This is a genomic window from Paracoccus xiamenensis, from assembly GCF_011308835.1.
Lineage (GTDB): Bacteria > Pseudomonadota > Alphaproteobacteria > Rhodobacterales > Rhodobacteraceae > Paracoccus > Paracoccus xiamenensis.
In genome coordinates this window covers 632,457-647,501 of sequence record NZ_JAAOHY010000001.1, presented here as the reverse complement: position 1 = coordinate 647,501, position 15,045 = coordinate 632,457, and the positions used below count along the sequence as shown (strand labels likewise).

16 protein-coding genes are annotated in these 15,045 nt (G+C 64.7%); 11 read left to right on the top strand and 5 right to left on the bottom strand.

Annotated elements, in window-relative coordinates; translation table 11 throughout:
* From G7044_RS17935 to G7044_RS03230, 5 genes are all read left to right on the top strand, one after another.
* Positions 1 to 579, top strand: a complete 579-nt coding sequence (locus G7044_RS17935) for a VOC family protein (RefSeq protein ID WP_166325843.1) — start codon at positions 1 to 3, stop codon at positions 577 to 579.
* A complete protein-coding gene (locus G7044_RS17930) occupies positions 576 to 1,067 on the top strand; it encodes a GNAT family N-acetyltransferase (RefSeq protein WP_166325840.1) in 492 nt (163 codons plus the stop codon). Before G7044_RS17935 ends, G7044_RS17930 begins: the two co-directional genes overlap by 4 nt.
* Positions 1,064 to 1,693 carry a lysoplasmalogenase family protein gene (locus G7044_RS03240; protein ID WP_166325837.1) on the top strand — a complete coding sequence of 210 codons (630 nt, stop codon included), beginning with the start codon at positions 1,064 to 1,066 and terminating at the stop codon, positions 1,691 to 1,693. The genes G7044_RS17930 and G7044_RS03240 overlap by 4 nt, the downstream gene beginning before the upstream one ends.
* Before the next feature lie 33 nt (positions 1,694 to 1,726).
* Positions 1,727 to 2,443, top strand: coding sequence for a molecular chaperone DjiA (locus G7044_RS03235; RefSeq protein ID WP_166325834.1), 717 nt, complete (start codon positions 1,727 to 1,729; stop codon positions 2,441 to 2,443).
* 72 nt (positions 2,444 to 2,515) lie between these two features.
* Positions 2,516 to 3,001 (top strand): hypothetical protein, encoded by a 486-nt coding sequence (locus G7044_RS03230; protein WP_207630146.1) that lies wholly within the window; start codon positions 2,516 to 2,518, stop codon positions 2,999 to 3,001.
* Between the two features lie 74 nt (positions 3,002 to 3,075).
* Here the strand turns inward: G7044_RS03230 and G7044_RS03225 are convergent, their stop codons facing one another.
* From G7044_RS03225 to G7044_RS03215, 3 genes are all read right to left on the bottom strand, one after another.
* On the bottom strand, positions 3,076 to 3,501 hold the full coding sequence (locus G7044_RS03225) for a universal stress protein (protein WP_166325831.1): 426 nt from the start codon (positions 3,499 to 3,501) through the stop codon (positions 3,076 to 3,078).
* A gap of 15 nt (positions 3,502 to 3,516) precedes the next feature.
* Positions 3,517 to 6,240 carry a TRAP transporter permease gene (locus G7044_RS03220; protein WP_166327289.1) on the bottom strand — a complete coding sequence of 908 codons (2,724 nt, stop codon included), beginning with the start codon at positions 6,238 to 6,240 and terminating at the stop codon, positions 3,517 to 3,519.
* A 256-nt stretch (positions 6,241 to 6,496) separates the two neighbouring features.
* The gene (locus G7044_RS03215) at positions 6,497 to 7,468 is read right to left on the bottom strand and encodes a TAXI family TRAP transporter solute-binding subunit (protein WP_166327287.1); all 972 of its coding nucleotides are present in this window, start codon (positions 7,466 to 7,468) and stop codon (positions 6,497 to 6,499) included.
* Positions 7,469 to 7,738: 270 nt separating this feature from the next.
* Here G7044_RS03215 and G7044_RS03210 point away from each other — a divergent pair, with 270 nt between their 5' ends.
* Together G7044_RS03210 and G7044_RS03205 are read left to right on the top strand one after the other, a co-directional pair.
* Positions 7,739 to 8,284 (top strand): carboxymuconolactone decarboxylase family protein, encoded by a 546-nt coding sequence (locus tag G7044_RS03210; RefSeq protein ID WP_166325828.1) that lies wholly within the window; start codon positions 7,739 to 7,741, stop codon positions 8,282 to 8,284.
* Positions 8,277 to 9,377 carry an NAD(P)/FAD-dependent oxidoreductase gene (locus G7044_RS03205; protein ID WP_207630144.1) on the top strand — a complete coding sequence of 367 codons (1,101 nt, stop codon included), beginning with the start codon at positions 8,277 to 8,279 and terminating at the stop codon, positions 9,375 to 9,377. The genes G7044_RS03210 and G7044_RS03205 overlap by 8 nt, the downstream gene beginning before the upstream one ends.
* A gap of 6 nt (positions 9,378 to 9,383) precedes the next feature.
* On the opposite strand, the gene G7044_RS03200 is transcribed toward G7044_RS03205, so the two are convergent.
* Positions 9,384 to 9,833 carry a type II toxin-antitoxin system RatA family toxin gene (locus G7044_RS03200; RefSeq protein ID WP_166325825.1) on the bottom strand — a complete coding sequence of 150 codons (450 nt, stop codon included), beginning with the start codon at positions 9,831 to 9,833 and terminating at the stop codon, positions 9,384 to 9,386.
* A gap of 53 nt (positions 9,834 to 9,886) precedes the next feature.
* Here G7044_RS03200 and G7044_RS03195 point away from each other — a divergent pair, with 53 nt between their 5' ends.
* The gene (locus G7044_RS03195; protein WP_166325822.1) at positions 9,887 to 10,060 is read left to right on the top strand and encodes a hypothetical protein; all 174 of its coding nucleotides are present in this window, start codon (positions 9,887 to 9,889) and stop codon (positions 10,058 to 10,060) included.
* Between the two features lie 36 nt (positions 10,061 to 10,096).
* Here G7044_RS03195 and ypfJ read toward each other — a convergent pair whose 3' ends face one another.
* Positions 10,097 to 10,930, bottom strand: coding sequence for a KPN_02809 family neutral zinc metallopeptidase (gene ypfJ / locus G7044_RS03190; protein ID WP_166325819.1), 834 nt, complete (start codon positions 10,928 to 10,930; stop codon positions 10,097 to 10,099).
* 137 nt (positions 10,931 to 11,067) lie between these two features.
* Here ypfJ and G7044_RS03185 point away from each other — a divergent pair, with 137 nt between their 5' ends.
* The 3 genes from G7044_RS03185 (at position 11,068) to gyrA (ending at position 15,037) form a co-directional block, all read left to right on the top strand.
* Positions 11,068 to 11,664 carry a DedA family protein gene (locus G7044_RS03185; RefSeq protein WP_166325816.1) on the top strand — a complete coding sequence of 199 codons (597 nt, stop codon included), beginning with the start codon at positions 11,068 to 11,070 and terminating at the stop codon, positions 11,662 to 11,664.
* A 53-nt stretch (positions 11,665 to 11,717) separates the two neighbouring features.
* Positions 11,718 to 12,200 (top strand): disulfide bond formation protein B, encoded by a 483-nt coding sequence (locus G7044_RS03180; RefSeq protein WP_235931114.1) that lies wholly within the window; start codon positions 11,718 to 11,720, stop codon positions 12,198 to 12,200.
* Between the two features lie 65 nt (positions 12,201 to 12,265).
* A complete protein-coding gene (gyrA, locus tag G7044_RS03175) occupies positions 12,266 to 15,037 on the top strand; it encodes a DNA gyrase subunit A (RefSeq protein ID WP_407947371.1) in 2,772 nt (923 codons plus the stop codon).
* Positions 15,038 to 15,045: the final 8 nt, after the last annotated feature.

Sequence of the window (15,045 nt, the reverse complement as noted above, 5' to 3'; positions counted from 1 at the left end):
ATGCCGCTGGAACTCGATCACCTCGTCGTCGCCGCAGAAACCCTGCCCGAGGGCGAGGCCATGCTGACCGATCTGTTCCGCGCCCCGCCAGAGCCGGGCGGCAAACACGCCATCATGGGCACGCATAACCGGCTGTGGCGGCTGACCGCCCGCGAATATGTCGAACTGATCGCCATCGACCCGCAGGCAGAGGCCCCGCCTTATCCGCGTTGGTTCGGGCTGGATGATTTTCGCGGCCCGCCCCGGCTGGTCGCCTGGGTCTGCCGTGCCAAGCCCCTGAAGCCACCGCCCGGCAGCACGATCCGAGAGGCCGCGCGCGGCGACCTGCACTGGCGCATCGCCATCCCCGATAGCGGACAGAGCGACAGCGACGGCCTTGATCCCCTGCGCATCGACTGGGGGACCGGCCCACATCCGACCGATACCATGCCCGATCTGGGTCTGCGGCTGCTGCGGCTGGACCTGCACCACCCGAAGCCGCCAAAGCTGGACATGAAGGATCCGCGAATTTCGATTTCCAAATCAGATCCGCAGCTTGCCGCGCATATCTCGACACCTTTCGGCAAGGTCACCCTGTGATCCGAGATGCCGTCCCCGGCGATGCTGCCGCCATCGGCGCGATCTGGAACCCCATCGTCCGCGACACTGCCATCACCTTCTGGCCGACCGAGCGCAGCGATGACGAGATCCGCGCCTATATCGCCGCCAAGCAGGATGCCGGCCATGGCGTCTTCGTGGCCGAGGAGCGGGGCCTTATCACCAGCTTTGCCGCCTACGGCCAGTTCCGCAACGGTGGCGGCTATGCCCATTCGATGGAGCACACCATCTATACCGACCCGGCGCTGCGCGGCTCGGGACTGGGCGCGGCGCTGCTGGCCCATCTGGAAGCGCATGCACGGACGCGCGGCGCGCGGCTGATGATCGGCGGGGTCACCGGCTCGAACGCAGGCTCGATCGCCTTTCACGCCCGCCATGGCTATGCCGAATGGGGGCGGATCCCGGCAGCGGGGTTCAAGTTCGGCCAGTGGCATGACCTGATCCTGATGGGCAAGGATCTGTCCCGGTGATCGCGGGCGGGCTTGCAACGCTTGGTGCGGCACTGGCACTGATCTATCAGGCGCGGGGCGCTGGAGTCGAACATCCCGGCCCCGCCGCCTCGGCCGCCAAGACCGGGGCCACGGCGGCGCTGGCGCTTGCCGGGCTGGCGGCGGGCGCACCGCTGGCGGTGGTGCTGGGGCTGGCGCTTGGCGCGCTTGGCGATTTCTTCCTGACCCGCCGGGCCGAGACGGCCTTTCTGGCCGGCATGGCCGCCTTCGCAGCCGGACATCTGGCCTATGCGGGTTGGATGTTCACGCCCGAACATGCCGCGCGCATGTTCTGGGCATTGCCGATGCTGGCACTGGCCCTGTCAACGGAGCGCTGGCTGTTGCCACGCACAGGTCCGCTAAGGGCACCGGTGCGGGCCTATGTCTGGGTCATAACGCTGATGGCTGCTGCGGCGGCGACCCTGCCGTTGCCGCTTTGGCCGGCGATGGTTGGGGCGGCGCTGTTCGTGGCCTCGGACCTTGTTCTGGCGATACGACTGTTCGTTGCGCGCGGGGAAACCATGCAAAGGCGGCTGTCGCTGCTGCTGTGGCCGGCCTATTGGGGCGGGCAGGCCCTGATCCTGGCCGGCGCGATCCGGGCCGCCTAGCGCACGGTCAGAAAACCCGTTAGCATCCCCGCCATGTCGGATCCCACCCCCATTTCTGCCCCCGAACTTCCGCCTCCACGCAGCTTCTGGCGGCGGATCGTCGACCGGATGGCAGCCTTTATCGGCGCCAAGAAACCGGCCACGCCGCCTGAAAAATCGGTGGCTTTCACCATTGCCGTGATTGCGCTTGCCGCCAAGATGGCCAAGGCCGACGGCCGCGTCCACCGGTCCGAGGTGGCGGCGTTTCGGCGCATCTTCACCATCCCCCGGTCCGAGGAAAAGAACGCCGCGCGCGTGTTCGACCTGGCCCGGCAGGACGTGGCCGGATACGACGCCTGGGCCGGGCGCATCGCGCGCATGTTTCCCGCCGGCGACCCGGTGCTGGACGACGTGATCGAGGGCATGGTCATCATCGGCACCGCTGACGGCGCGCTGCATCCAGCCGAACACGAGATGCTGCAGGACGTGGCCCGGATCTTCGGCATCGCCCCCGAACGCCTGGCCGCCATCATCGCCCGCCATGACACGGAAGCCGAAGCCCCGCCGCATGTCGTGCTGGGCCTGCCCCCCGACGCCACCGTCGAACAGGCACGCGCCCGCTGGCGCAGCCTCGTGCGCGAGAACCACCCGGACCGGGCGATCGCCGCCGGCCTCCCGCGCGAGGCGATCCGGCTGGCCGAAACCCGCACCCGCGCCATCAACGACGCCTGGACGCATTTCCGCAACCTGCGGGTGCCACAGCAGTCCTAGGGCGGTAGTTGGCCGCGGGAACCATGGCAGGCCGTTGGCGGTTCTGCTTTCTCGATGCTCAGGGGATTCCAGATGGCAGGCATGAAACTGATCGCAGCGGCGGCCCTGACAGTGGCGCTCGGCGCACCGCTTCTGGCCCAGCAATGGCAGATGCCGCGCGCCGATGAAGGCACCGGCAGCGAACCCCCGCAGGCCGAGGATCCCTTCACCCTGCCCGACCGGAACAGCGAAGGGCTGGAGGGCGAGCTGGAAGGCATCATGGGCGACATGTTCCAGCGCCTGCAGCCGCATCTGGAAGGATTGGCGAACGAGCTGGCCTCGACCGCTGACGAATTCCGCCCGGCGCTCAACGAGTTTTCGGGGCTGATGGACGATATCGGCAACTACGAACGGCCCGAGCGGCTGCCCAATGGGGATATCCTGATCCGCCGCCGCGCCGATGCGCCGCCCCCGCCGCCGCTGGAAGAATTGCAGAACCTGCTGCCCAAACAGCAACCGCCCGCGCCGTCGGCACCGAACGCCCCGCTGACCCCGACGGCACCGGAAACCGAGCTTTAGCTGCGGCAAAGGCAATGACGGAATGAAAAAGGGCGGCCCATCGCGGCCGCCCTTCATCTTTTCCGGCTGATCGCCTAGCGCACGATCATCACGCTGACGGGCGAGTGGCGCACCACCCGGTCGGCCTGCGCACCGATGCGGAAAGTGCGCATCTCATCCGGGGCATTGGCGGCCACCACGATCAGATCGGCATGGACCTTGTCCGCCATCGCCACGATGGTCTCGGCGACATGGCCGTGGCCGACATGGGTGACGACATTGGCCACATCCGGCAACTCGCGCGCGGCGAAGGCGCCAAGCTGGGCCTTCATCTCCTCCAACGCGCGTTTCTCGTAACCTTTCGGCAGATAGCTGGCGACCCAGGCATTGCCCACATCATGGACAATGCCCAGCAGGTGCAGCTTGCCGTCGGTATCCAGCAAGCGGCGCGCCACCGGCAGGGCCTGATCCCAGCTGGCGCTGTGCTGAAGGTCGATCGGCAGAAGGATGGTCTTGAACATCGGCTTTTCCTTTCCTTATGCCGCGACCGGGCGGCCGGCGGGCTCATCCGGGCCGATACGTCGCCGCTGCATCCAGACTACCAGCGCCAGCAGCGTGAAGGCCGGGATGTACATCCAGTATTTCGACGGTGCCGGGTTCGGCGCGCGGACCAGCAGGATCTTCTGATCCCAGTCCAGGCCAGCCTGCTGGGCCGGGCTGTCAAAGGCCACGTCATCGACAAGGATCTCTTCGCCATTGGTCACGGTCGTCAGGCCAAGCGCCGCCAGTCGATCCACCCCGGTCGCCCCTTCGGGAACCGGCATCTGGACACGGAACTCGACCGGATCGCCGACATCGTTCAGGCCAGCGATCACCAGTCGGAACGGTTGACCAACGGGGGCCTCCTCCAGCGCCTGCTCCAACTGGGCGGGCGGCATGTCGTGCCAGGGCGGCGCAACCATGTCCATCCAGAAGCCCGGGCGGAAGATGGTGAAGGCGATCAGCAGCAACGCGACCGTTTCGAGGATATTCGAGCGGGTCAGGAACCAGCCCTGTGTCGCCGCCGCGAACAGCAACATGGCGACGGTCGCCGTGATGAAGACGAAGATGCCCTGCACCCAGCCCACATCTATCAGCAACAGATCGGTGTTGAAGATGAACAGGAAGGGCAGCAAAGCCGTCCGCAGGCTGTAGAAGAAGGCCACGACCCCGGTCTTGATCGGATCGCCCCCAGACACGGCCGCCGCAGCAAAGCTGGCAAGCCCCACGGGCGGCGTCACATCCGCCATGATCCCGAAGTAGAAGACGAACAGATGCACCGCGATCAGCGGCACGATCAGCCCGTTCTGCTGGCCCAGCGTCACGATCACCGGCGCCAGCAGCGCCGAGACGACGATATAGTTTGCCGTGGTCGGCAGGCCCATGCCCAGGATCAGCGACAGAACCGCCGTCAGCAGCAGAATCGCCATCAGGTTGCCACCCGACAGCACCTCGACCACGTCGGCCAGTGCCGAGCCCACGCCCGTCTGGCTGACCGCACCCACGATGATCCCGGCAGTCGCGGTGGCGATGCCAATGCCGATCATGTTGCGCGCGCCTGCGATCATGCCATCGACCAGATCGCTGACACCGGCGCCGAAAGACGCGCCCATGCTGCGATTGCCGGTCTGATCCTCGCCCCGCAACATCATCATCAGCGGACGCTGGGTCAGCAGGATGAAGATCATGAAGGCGGTTGCCCAAAAGGCGGACAGGCCGGGCGACAGACGGTCGACCATCAGCGCCCAGATCAGCACCACCACCGGCAGCAGGAAATACAGCCCCGAACGGACCGTCGGGCCCGGAAGTGGCAGCTGCGTGATCTCGGCATTGGGGTCGTCGATCTGCAACGGCTCCTCGCGCGATCCGACCCAGAGCAGCGCGATATAGACCGCGACCAGTGCCGCGAAGATGACATAACCCGCAGCTGCGCCAAAGGCCGGGCGGATCCAGCCCATGCCATAATAGACCAGCAGCGACAGGATGCAGATGACCATCACCCCGAAGACAAAGCCGACAAGACGGCGCAGCAGCGGCGACGGCTCATAAGCGCGGGGAAGCCCCTTCATGCCGGTCTTCATCGCCTCAAGATGGACGATATAGACAAGCGCGATATAGGAAATCGTCGCGGGGATGACAGCGGTCTTGACGACCTCGAAATAGGGGATGCCGACATATTCCACCATCAGGAAGGCAGCGGCCCCCATCACCGGCGGCATGATCTGCCCGTTCACCGAGGACGCCACCTCGACCGCGCCGGCCTTTTCACTGGAAAAGCCCACACGCTTCATCAGCGGGATGGTGAAGGTGCCGGTGGTGACCACATTGGCGATCGACGACCCGGAAATCAGCCCAGTCATGGCCGAGCTGACAACCGCAGCCTTCGCAGGTCCGCCGCGCATGTGCCCCATCAGCGAAAACGCGACCTGGATGAAGTAATTCCCGGCGCCCGCCTTATCCAGCAACGCGCCGAACAGCACGAACAGGAAGACGAAGCTGGTCGACACGCCAAGCGCGATGCCGAAGACGCCCTCGGTGGTGATCCACTGGTGGTTGGCGACCTCTGACAGCGAATTGCCCTTATGGGCGATGATCTCGGGCATGACCGGCCCGAGGAAGGTATAGACCAGAAACAGCGAGGCCACGATCATCAGCGCCGGGCCAAGCGCGCGGCGCGTGACCTCCAGCAACAGCATGAGCCCGATGACAGAGATGACCAGATCCTGGGTGATCGGCTTGCCGATCCGCATCGCGATCTGGTCGTAATAGACATAGAGATACAGCGCCGCCGCGACCGAAACGAGCGCCATTGCCCATTCCCATGGCGGCACCCAGTTCTTGGGGCTGCCCAGCAGGATCGCCACGATCACAGCTGCCCCGATCGGCAGGATCCACCACGCACCCCCGGCAGGCCCGCCCTGTATGAACAGGTAGGTCAGCACCACCGGAACGGCGACCGCCAGCGCCAGCTGCACGGGCGAGCGTTCGGCAGGATAGGCCAGATAGGCCAGGAACATGGCAAACGCCAAATGGATCGAACGGGCATCCGTGTCGTTCAGGATCCCCCAGTTCAGCATGAAGGGCAGCGGTGAGGCGATCCAGATCTGGAAGGCCGACCACAGGAAGGCCACAACAAGGATGGTCATCCCCACCCAGCCCGCAGGCGTCCGCGCGCCGGTATCGGACGAGGCGACCAGTTCGTCCAGTTCGTCCTGGCTCATCCCCCCGGCGCCTGCGGCCGCGTTCTCGACCGCGGCGGCCTGCCGCTGATCGGTGGCACGATGCGCCGGGCCGTCTTCGGCCGGGTCGCGCCCCGTTGGATCATTGTCTGTCGTCATGTCCCATCCCCTGCTGCGCCGGCGTTTCATCCCGGCATTGTGAAGGAAGTTTTCTTGAAGTGTTGAAAAAAAACGGCCCCGCCGCAAGGGCAGAGCCGTTCATCAGTCATTTCCGCAACGTAAGCCGGGCCGGATCAGGTTACTGAATCCAGCCTTGTTCGCGGTAATATTTCTCGGCACCGGGGTGCAGCGGGGCGCTGTTACCCTGGGTAACCATGTCTTCCGGCTTCAGTTCGGCAAAGGCCGGGTGCAGCCCCTTGAAGCGGTCGAAATTGTCGAAGACCGCCTTGACGACTTCATAAACCACGTCTTCGGGCACATCGGCCGAGGTCACGAAAGTCGCCTTCACGCCGAAGGTTTCAACCGGATCGGGGTTGCCGGCATACATGCCGCCCGGAATGGTCGCCTTGGCGTAATAGGGGTTTTCGTCAACCAACTTGTCGATTTCGGGACCGGTGACGGGAACCAGGTTCGCCTCGACGGTCGAGGTCGCTTCCTGGATCGAGCCGTTCGGGTGACCAGCGGTATAGACGATGGCGTCGACCTTGTTGTCACCCAGTGCGGCCGACTGTTCCGCAGGCTTCAGGTCCGATGCCAGCGAGAAATCACCCATGGTCCAGCCTTTGGCGTCCAGCACGACCTCCATCGTGGCCAACTGGCCCGAGCCGGGGTTGCCGACGTTGACGCGCTTGCCCTTCATGTCCTCGAAGGTGGCGATATTGGCGTCCTTGCGGGCGACGATGGTGAAGGGCTCGCCATGGACCGAGAAGACCGCCCGTTCCTTGTCGAACTTGTTGTCGCCTTCGAATTCCGGGGTATCGCCGTGATAGGCGTGATACTGGATGTCCGATTGGGCCACGCCCATGGTCATGTCGCCGGCCTTGATGGCGTTGACGTTGGCCACCGAGCCACCGGTCGAGGGCGCGGTGCACTTGATCCCGGTGGTGGCGGTGTCGCGGTTCACCAGCCGGCAGATCGACTGGCCGACGACGTAATAAACACCGGTCTGGCCGCCGGTGCCGATGGTGATGAACCGTTCCTCGGGCGCGGTCTGTGCCTGCGCGCCTGCCGCCAACGTGGCCAGTGTAAAGGCCGCGGTGAAGGTTTTCATGAGGCTCATTTTCTTCTTCTCCCCTGTTTTCTGATAACCTACCGTCCGATATCTGCGCCGAAAGTGCAACAGTTCTGCAGCGCCCTGACGAATTGAAAGATATGGGCTGCACGATGATGAATCTGCTGGCATATTTTCCCTGCCCCTTGACAAACGAACAATTGCAGGAAGATTACTGCGGCACCAGCCGGAAACCGCTTTGCAATGGGCGGGTGAAGTGGCCAGACAGGACGGCGAAGGACACGGGCACCGGCAGGAGGCGGGACAGTCATGGCCACGAATCTGAAACCTATCGCGGATGCCGACTGGCCGGAATCGCTGGCTTCGCTGAAAGGCGGCTTTGCCACCGGGCTGAACGTCTATCGCACCATGGCGCACCACCCCGATCTGCTGGCCGCATGGGCACCGTTGCGCGCCCATGTCGTGACCGCGCCCGCGCTGACACCTGACCAGTCCGAGGTGGTGATCCTGCGCACCGGCCACCGGCTGGGCGCGGCCTATGAATGGGCCCATCACGTCCATCGCGGCCGCAAGATCGGCATGACCGATACCCGCATCGCCAGCATTGCCGGACCGGTCGCCGCAATGTCACCCGAAGACGCGATACTTGCCGGCGCGGTAGATGAGCTGTTCGACCACCGCCGCCTTTCGCCCGCCACTCAGGCAGCACTGGTGGATCTTGTTGGCACCCATGGCATGTTCGACCTGATCGCCACGGTCGGCTTCTATTCGGTGCTGGGCTTCATCGTCGAAAGCTTCGACACCCCCATCGACGCCGCCGTCGCGGCCGAACTGAAGGAAAATCCCCTTGCATAGCGATATCATCGTCATCGGCGGCGGCATTGCCGGGGTTTCGGCGGCGGCGCGGCTGGCCGCCGGTGCCAGCGTCACGCTGCTGGAAACCGAGGCCCGGATCGGCAGCCACTCCTCGGGGCGTTCGGCCGCGATCTTCATCCAGAATTACGGCAGCCTCGCGATGCGTGACGTGAACGCCGCTGCCCGCGCCTTCTTCGAAAACCCGGCCGAGATCACGGATCTGCCCCTGCTCGCCCCGCGCGGCGAAATGGTGGTCGCCCGGGCCGAGGACGACGCGGCCATGGACGATTATCTGCGCACGGCGCGAGAGGTCGAGATCCTGTCGACCGATCAGGCGCTGGCACTGTGCCCGATCCTGCGCCCCGAGGCCGCCACCCGTGCCGCGATCGAACGCAGCGCGCAGACAATCGACTGCGACCTGCTGCTGCACGGCTTCGCAAAGCTGTTCCGCCGTCTGGGCGGTCGGACCGAAACAGACGCGCCCGCCCAAAGTATCACCCGCGAAGGCGGGATGTGGCGGGTCGCGACGCCCAAGGGCGAATTCACCGCGCCGGTGCTTGTCAACGCCGCAGGGGCCTGGTCCGATACGGTGGCGGCACTGGCCGGGCTGGCGCCCTTGGGGCTGGTCCCCCATCGCCGCAATGCCGCCATCCTGCCCGCACCGACGGGGATGGAGGTCGACAATTGGCCGATGGTCGTGAATGCGGCCGAGCGCTGGTATCTCAAGCCCGAGGCCGGCAAGCTGATGTTCAGCCCCTGCGACGCCATCGCGACCACGCCGCATGACGCCTGGTCGGACGACATGGAACTGGCCGAGGGGCTGGACCGCTTCGACCGCGATGTCACCTACGAAGTCACCCGCGTCGAACGGTCCTGGGCGGGCCTGCGCACCTTCGCCCCGGACGAGGTGCCTGTGGTCGGGTTCGATCCGCGCGCGGAGGGCTTTTTCTGGCTGGCCGGACAGGGCGGCATCGGCATCCAGACCGCACCCGCGCTTGCCGAACTGGCAGCGGCGCTGATTCTGGACCGACCCGCCCCCCTGCCCGAGGCCACGACGCGCGCCCTGTCGCCCGAACGCTTCGCCAGCGCCTGATCCGCCTCAGCCGTACAGGACGCGGGCGCGTTCCTCAAACGCACGGACGATGCGGCTCATCGCCTCGTCAAAGACCACGCCGATCAGCTTGGCGAGGATGGCGTTGCGGAATTCGAAATCGACGAAGAAATCGACCTCGCAACCGCCTTCGGGGATGTCGCGGAAGGTCCAGCCGGAATGCAGGTGGCGGAAGGGACCGTCAAGATAGTCGGTCTCGATCTTCATGTCTTCGGGATGCAGCGTGACCCGGCTGCCAAAACGTTCGCGGAACACCTTGAACGAGATGACCAGATCGGCCTCGATCACCTCGGCCCCGTCGGGGCGGGTCTGGCGCGAACGGATCCGGGCGGCGCTGTTCCACGGCAGGAACCGCGGATAGCTTTCGACATCGGCGACCAGATCATACATCTGGCGGGCCGTATAAGGCAGTTTGCGCGTTTCAGAGCGATGAGGCAAAGTGTAGTCCGTCGTCAGGCTGGATCTTGGCGGGGATAACGCAGGGGACGCATATGAACAACATGAACTGGCTGATACGCGCCTCGCGTTGGGCACGAAATCCACCGGGGCCGCGTCAGATCAAGCTGGTCTTCGGCATCATCGCTGCCGGGCTTTTGCTGGTGGCGCTGGAAAAACTGGGGCTCTGGCCGGACTGGGCCACGCTGGATCGCGGTCGCGGCCCCTAAGCAGACGCCAAGGGACCGCGATGATGTGACGCGGGTTTACAGACCCGCCGCCTTGAAGGTGTTGCACGATTCCAGATTGCCTGCGTCATAGCCGCGCATGAACCATTCCTGCCGATCCGCCGAGGAGCCATGCGTGAACGCATCCGGCACCACGGCCCGGCCGGCGCTTTGCATCAGCGCGTCGTCACCCACGGCGGCGGCGGCATCCATCGCCTCGCCGATATCTTCACGGGTGATCTGCAGATCCTGCGCCGAGTTGCGCGCCCACATGCCGGCGAAGCAATCGGCCTGAAGTTCGGTCAGCACCGAAAGATAGTTCGAATCGCGTTCGCTGGACTGCTGGCGCATCTGGGTCACGCGCGGCAGGATCCCCAGCTGGTTCTGGGCATGGTGGCCGACCTCATGCGCGATGACATAAGCCGCCGCCAGATCGCCGCCCGCGCCCATGCGATTCTGCATCGTCGCGAAGAAATCGGTATCCAGATAGACCTTCTGGTCCATCGGGCAATAGAACGGCCCCATCTGCGCCGAAGCACCGCCGCAGCCCGACTGGGTGGCGCCCGAATACAGCACCATCTGCGGGTCACGGTAATCCGGGACGGTCTGGCCGAAAACATCCTCGGTCTCGGCCAGGATGACCGAGACGAATTCGCCCATCTGCTGTTCCTCGGCGGTCAGTTCGCGCTGTTCACCGCTGCTCATCTGGGTCTGCGACACGCTGTTGACCACCGGCGAGATGTCGATACCGAAGAAATAGCCGAAGGCCAGCACCGCCAGCATGCCCACGATGCCGATCCCTCCGGCGCCGCTGACGCCCATGCCGCGCCGGTCCTCAATATTGCGGCTGCCCCGCTTCCCGCGCCATTCCATCCCTGTCGTCTCTCCTGCAAGTGGCAACGCGCCGCAGCCGGCGCGCATGATAGGCTAGGATAAACCCTAAGCAGGCTTGACGGTTCCCGCAAGCCGCGCGACACCCCCCGCATCGCAAGGTTCAGAAGGGTTTCAGGATGTTTGAGTGGATCGTTTCAGTTATCGAAAGCTGGGGCTATACCGGTGTCTTCCTGCTGATGCTGGCCGAAAACCTGTTCCCGCCCATTCCGTCCGAGGTCATCATGCCGCTTGCGGGGTTCCTTGTCGGCGAAGGCAAGATGAACCTGGCGCTGACCATTCTTTCAGGCACGGCAGGCGCCGTGATCGGGACCAGCTTCTGGTACTTCGTCGGCCGCGCCTTCGGGGCCGAGCGACTGAAGCGGTGGGCCGCACGCTGGGGCCGGCTGCTGACAATGTCACCGTCCGACATCGACGGCGCGGTCGGCTGGTTCGACCGGCATGGTGGCACGGCCGTGTTCTTCGGGCGCATGCTGCCAGCCATCCGCACGCTGATTTCCGTGCCGGCAGGCATCGCCCGGATGAACTTCGCCCGGTTCCTGATGTTGACGACCATTGGCAGCCTGATCTGGACGGTACTTCTGACGGTGGCAGGGATGCTGCTGCAAGAGCGGTTCGAGCAGGTGTCTCACGTCATCGACCCGATTTCGAAGATCATCGTGCTGGGCGTTGTGGCGGTCTACGTCTACCGCGTGGCGACCTGGAAGCCGCACTAGCCCTCACGACAACGCGATTTGCGCGCATGGCCACATCGACCTAACGGACGGACATGATGAATATTTCTCCTCGACAACTTGCGATTCTGGCCGGGGCCGGTTCGGCCGCGCTGCTGATCGCAGCCCTTGGTTTTCAGTATGTGGGTTACGTCCCTTGCGAGCTGTGCATCCTGCAACGCTGGCCCCATCTGGCCGCCGCGATAGTCGCCGCGATCCTGATTTTCGCCGATGTGAAGCTGCTGCGTTGGGCGGGTGCCTTGGCAGCAGGTCTGGCCACGGCCTTCGCGATCTATCATGCGGGCGTCGAGGCCGGGTGGTGGCAGGGGCCGGTGGCATGTTCGGGCGGAATCGACGCGATGATCAACATGTCCACCCAGGACCTGATGAGCCAACTGCAATCGGCCCCGGTCGTGCGCTGCGATCAGCCGCAGTGGTATTTCCTGGGCCTGACAATGGCGGCGTGGAACGCCATCTGCTCGGCCATTCTGACCGGCATGTGGCTGCGTTCCGCTTTTGGGCGCGGCGTCCGCATCTAGCGGCGTTGCACCCAAGCCTGCGTAGGTGCTATACCCCGCCTCAACAATATCTTGAGGCGTGAGACGTGGCGGATACCCCCGAAGACGACGATCTGGAACTGGCTGGAAACGGCGGCGACGGCGAAGGCTCTGGCCGGGCGGTCATGGTCCATGACGGCCCGCAGATCGACATCACCGACGAAATGCGGTCGAGCTATCTTGATTACGCGATGTCGGTCATTGTCAGCCGGGCGATCCCCGATCTGCGCGACGGGCTGAAGCCGGTGCATCGGCGCATCCTTTATGCGATGCACGAGACCGGCAACACCCATGACAAACCCTATCGCAAGGCCGCCCGCCCGGTCGGCGACGTGATGGGTAAATATCACCCCCACGGCGACGGCGCGATCTATGACGCCTTGGTGCGGATGGCGCAGGATTTTTCCATGTCGCTGCCGCTGCTGGACGGTCAGGGGAACTTCGGTTCGATGGATGGCGATCCGCCTGCGGCAATGCGCTATACCGAAGTGCGCATGGCCAAGCCCGCCGACTATCTGCTGGCCGATATCGACAAGGACACGGTCGATTTCCACCTGAACTATGACGGCAAGGATAACGAGCCGGGCGTGCTGCCCGCGCGTTTCCCGAACATGCTGGTCAATGGCGCGGGCGGCATCGCCGTCGGTATGGCCACCAATATCCCGCCCCACAATCTGGGCGAGGTGATCGACGGCACGCTGGCCCTGATCGAGGACCCGGACCTGTCGACCGAAAAGCTGATGGAGATCATCCCCGGCCCCGACTTCCCGACCGGCGCCACGATTCTGGGCCGTTCGGGCATTCGCAAGGCCTATCTGGAAGGCCGCGGATCGGTCGTGATGCGCGCCAAGACCAAGATCGAGGCCTCAGCCCGTGGCGGGCGCGAGTCGATCATCATCGAGGAAATTCCCTATCAGGTGAATAAATCCACGATGATCGAGAAGATCGCCGAACTGGCCAAGGAAAAGCGGATCGAGGGCATCGCCCATGTGCAGGACGAATCCGACCGCCACGGCGTCCGCGTTGTCGTGGAACTGCGCCGTGATGCCACCGCCGAGGTGGTGCTGAACCAGCTTTTCCGCTTCACGCCGATGCAGACCAGCTTCGGCGCCAACATGCTGGCGCTGAACGGGGGCCGTCCCGAACAGCTGACGCTGCGCGATTTTCTGACCTATTTCATCCAGTTCCGCGAAGAAGTCGTTGCGCGCCGTACCGCGTACGAATTGCGCAAGGCGCGCGAGCGCAGCCATATCCTGTGCGGTCTGGCGGTTGCGGTCTCGAACGTCGACGAGGTGGTGCAGACCATCCGCAGCTCTGCCGATGCGGCCGAGGCGCGCGAGCGCCTGATGTCGCGCCGCTGGCCCGCGCATTCAATTCTGGAATATCTCAAGCTGATCGACGATCCGCGCCACCCGGTCAACGATGACGGCACCTATAACCTGTCGGAAATTCAGGCCCGCGCCATTCTGGACCTGCGCCTGCAACGCCTGACCCAGTTGGGCGTGCAGGAAATCACCGATGAATTGCAGGTGCTGGCCGACAATATCCGCGACTTCCTGGCGATCCTTGCCAGCCGCGAACGGATCATGGCCATCATCTCGGACGAGCTGAACGAGGTGAAACGCCTGTTCGCCGTGCCGCGCCGGACCGAAATCACCGATTGGGCCGGTGATATGGACGACGAGGACCTGATCGAGCGCGAGGATATGGTCGTCACCATCACCTCGGGCGGCTATATCAAGCGCACGGCCTTGGCCGAGTTCCGCTCGCAGAAGCGCGGCGGCAAAGGCCTGTCGGGGATGGCGACCAAGGAAGACGACGTGGTCACCACGCTGTTCGTCGCCAACACCCATACCGAACTGCTGTTCTTCACCACCGACGGCATGGTTTACCGCCTGAAGACATGGCGGCTGCCGCTTGGCGGGCGCACCGCCAAGGGCAAGGCGCTGGTGAACATCCTGCCAATCGACGGCGGCACCTCGATCGCGGCATTGCTGCCGATGGATGCGCCAGAAGCGGAATGGGACGACTATCAGGTGATCTTCGCCACCGATGGCGGCGAGGTCCGCCGGAATGCGCTGTCCGACTTCACCAACATCATGCGCAACGGCAAGATCGCCATGAAGCTGCCCGAAGGTGTCAGCCTTGTCGGCGTCCGTCTGGCCACCGACGAAGACGATGTGATGCTTGTCACCGCCAAGGGCCGCGCCATCCGCTTTGCCGCCACCGATGTCCGCGTCTTCCAAAGCCGCAACTCGACCGGCGTACGCGGCATCCGGCTGGCACCGGGCGACCGCGTGGTCAGCATGTCGATCATCCGCCATTTCGAGGCAGACCCCGCCGAACGCGCCGCCTATCTGAAGATGCGCCGCGCGGTCGAAGGCGCGCTGGATGACGGGGCCGAGGCTGACGAGGACGAGGAAAACGTCGCAGAAGCCGCGATCACTCAGGAACGCTATGCCGAGATGTCGGCGGCCGAGGACAAGATCCTGACCATTACCGCCAAAGGTGCGGGCAAGACCAGCTCCAGCTTCGACTATCCGCTGCGCGGGCGTGGCGGTCAGGGCGTCATGGCCATGGACAAGGCCATGCGCGGGGGCGAGCTTGTCGCATCCTTCCCGGTGGACGCGGACGACCAGATCATGCTGGCGACCTCGACCGGGCAATCGATCCGGGTGCCGGTCGACGGGATCAGCTTCCGCTCGCGTTCGGCAGGGGGTGTACGGGTCTTCAACACCGCGCCGGGGGAAACCGTGGTTTCCGTTGCGCGCATCGCCGATCAGGGCGAGGATGAGGCCGACGAAAGCGCCGAATCCTGAGAACGGGG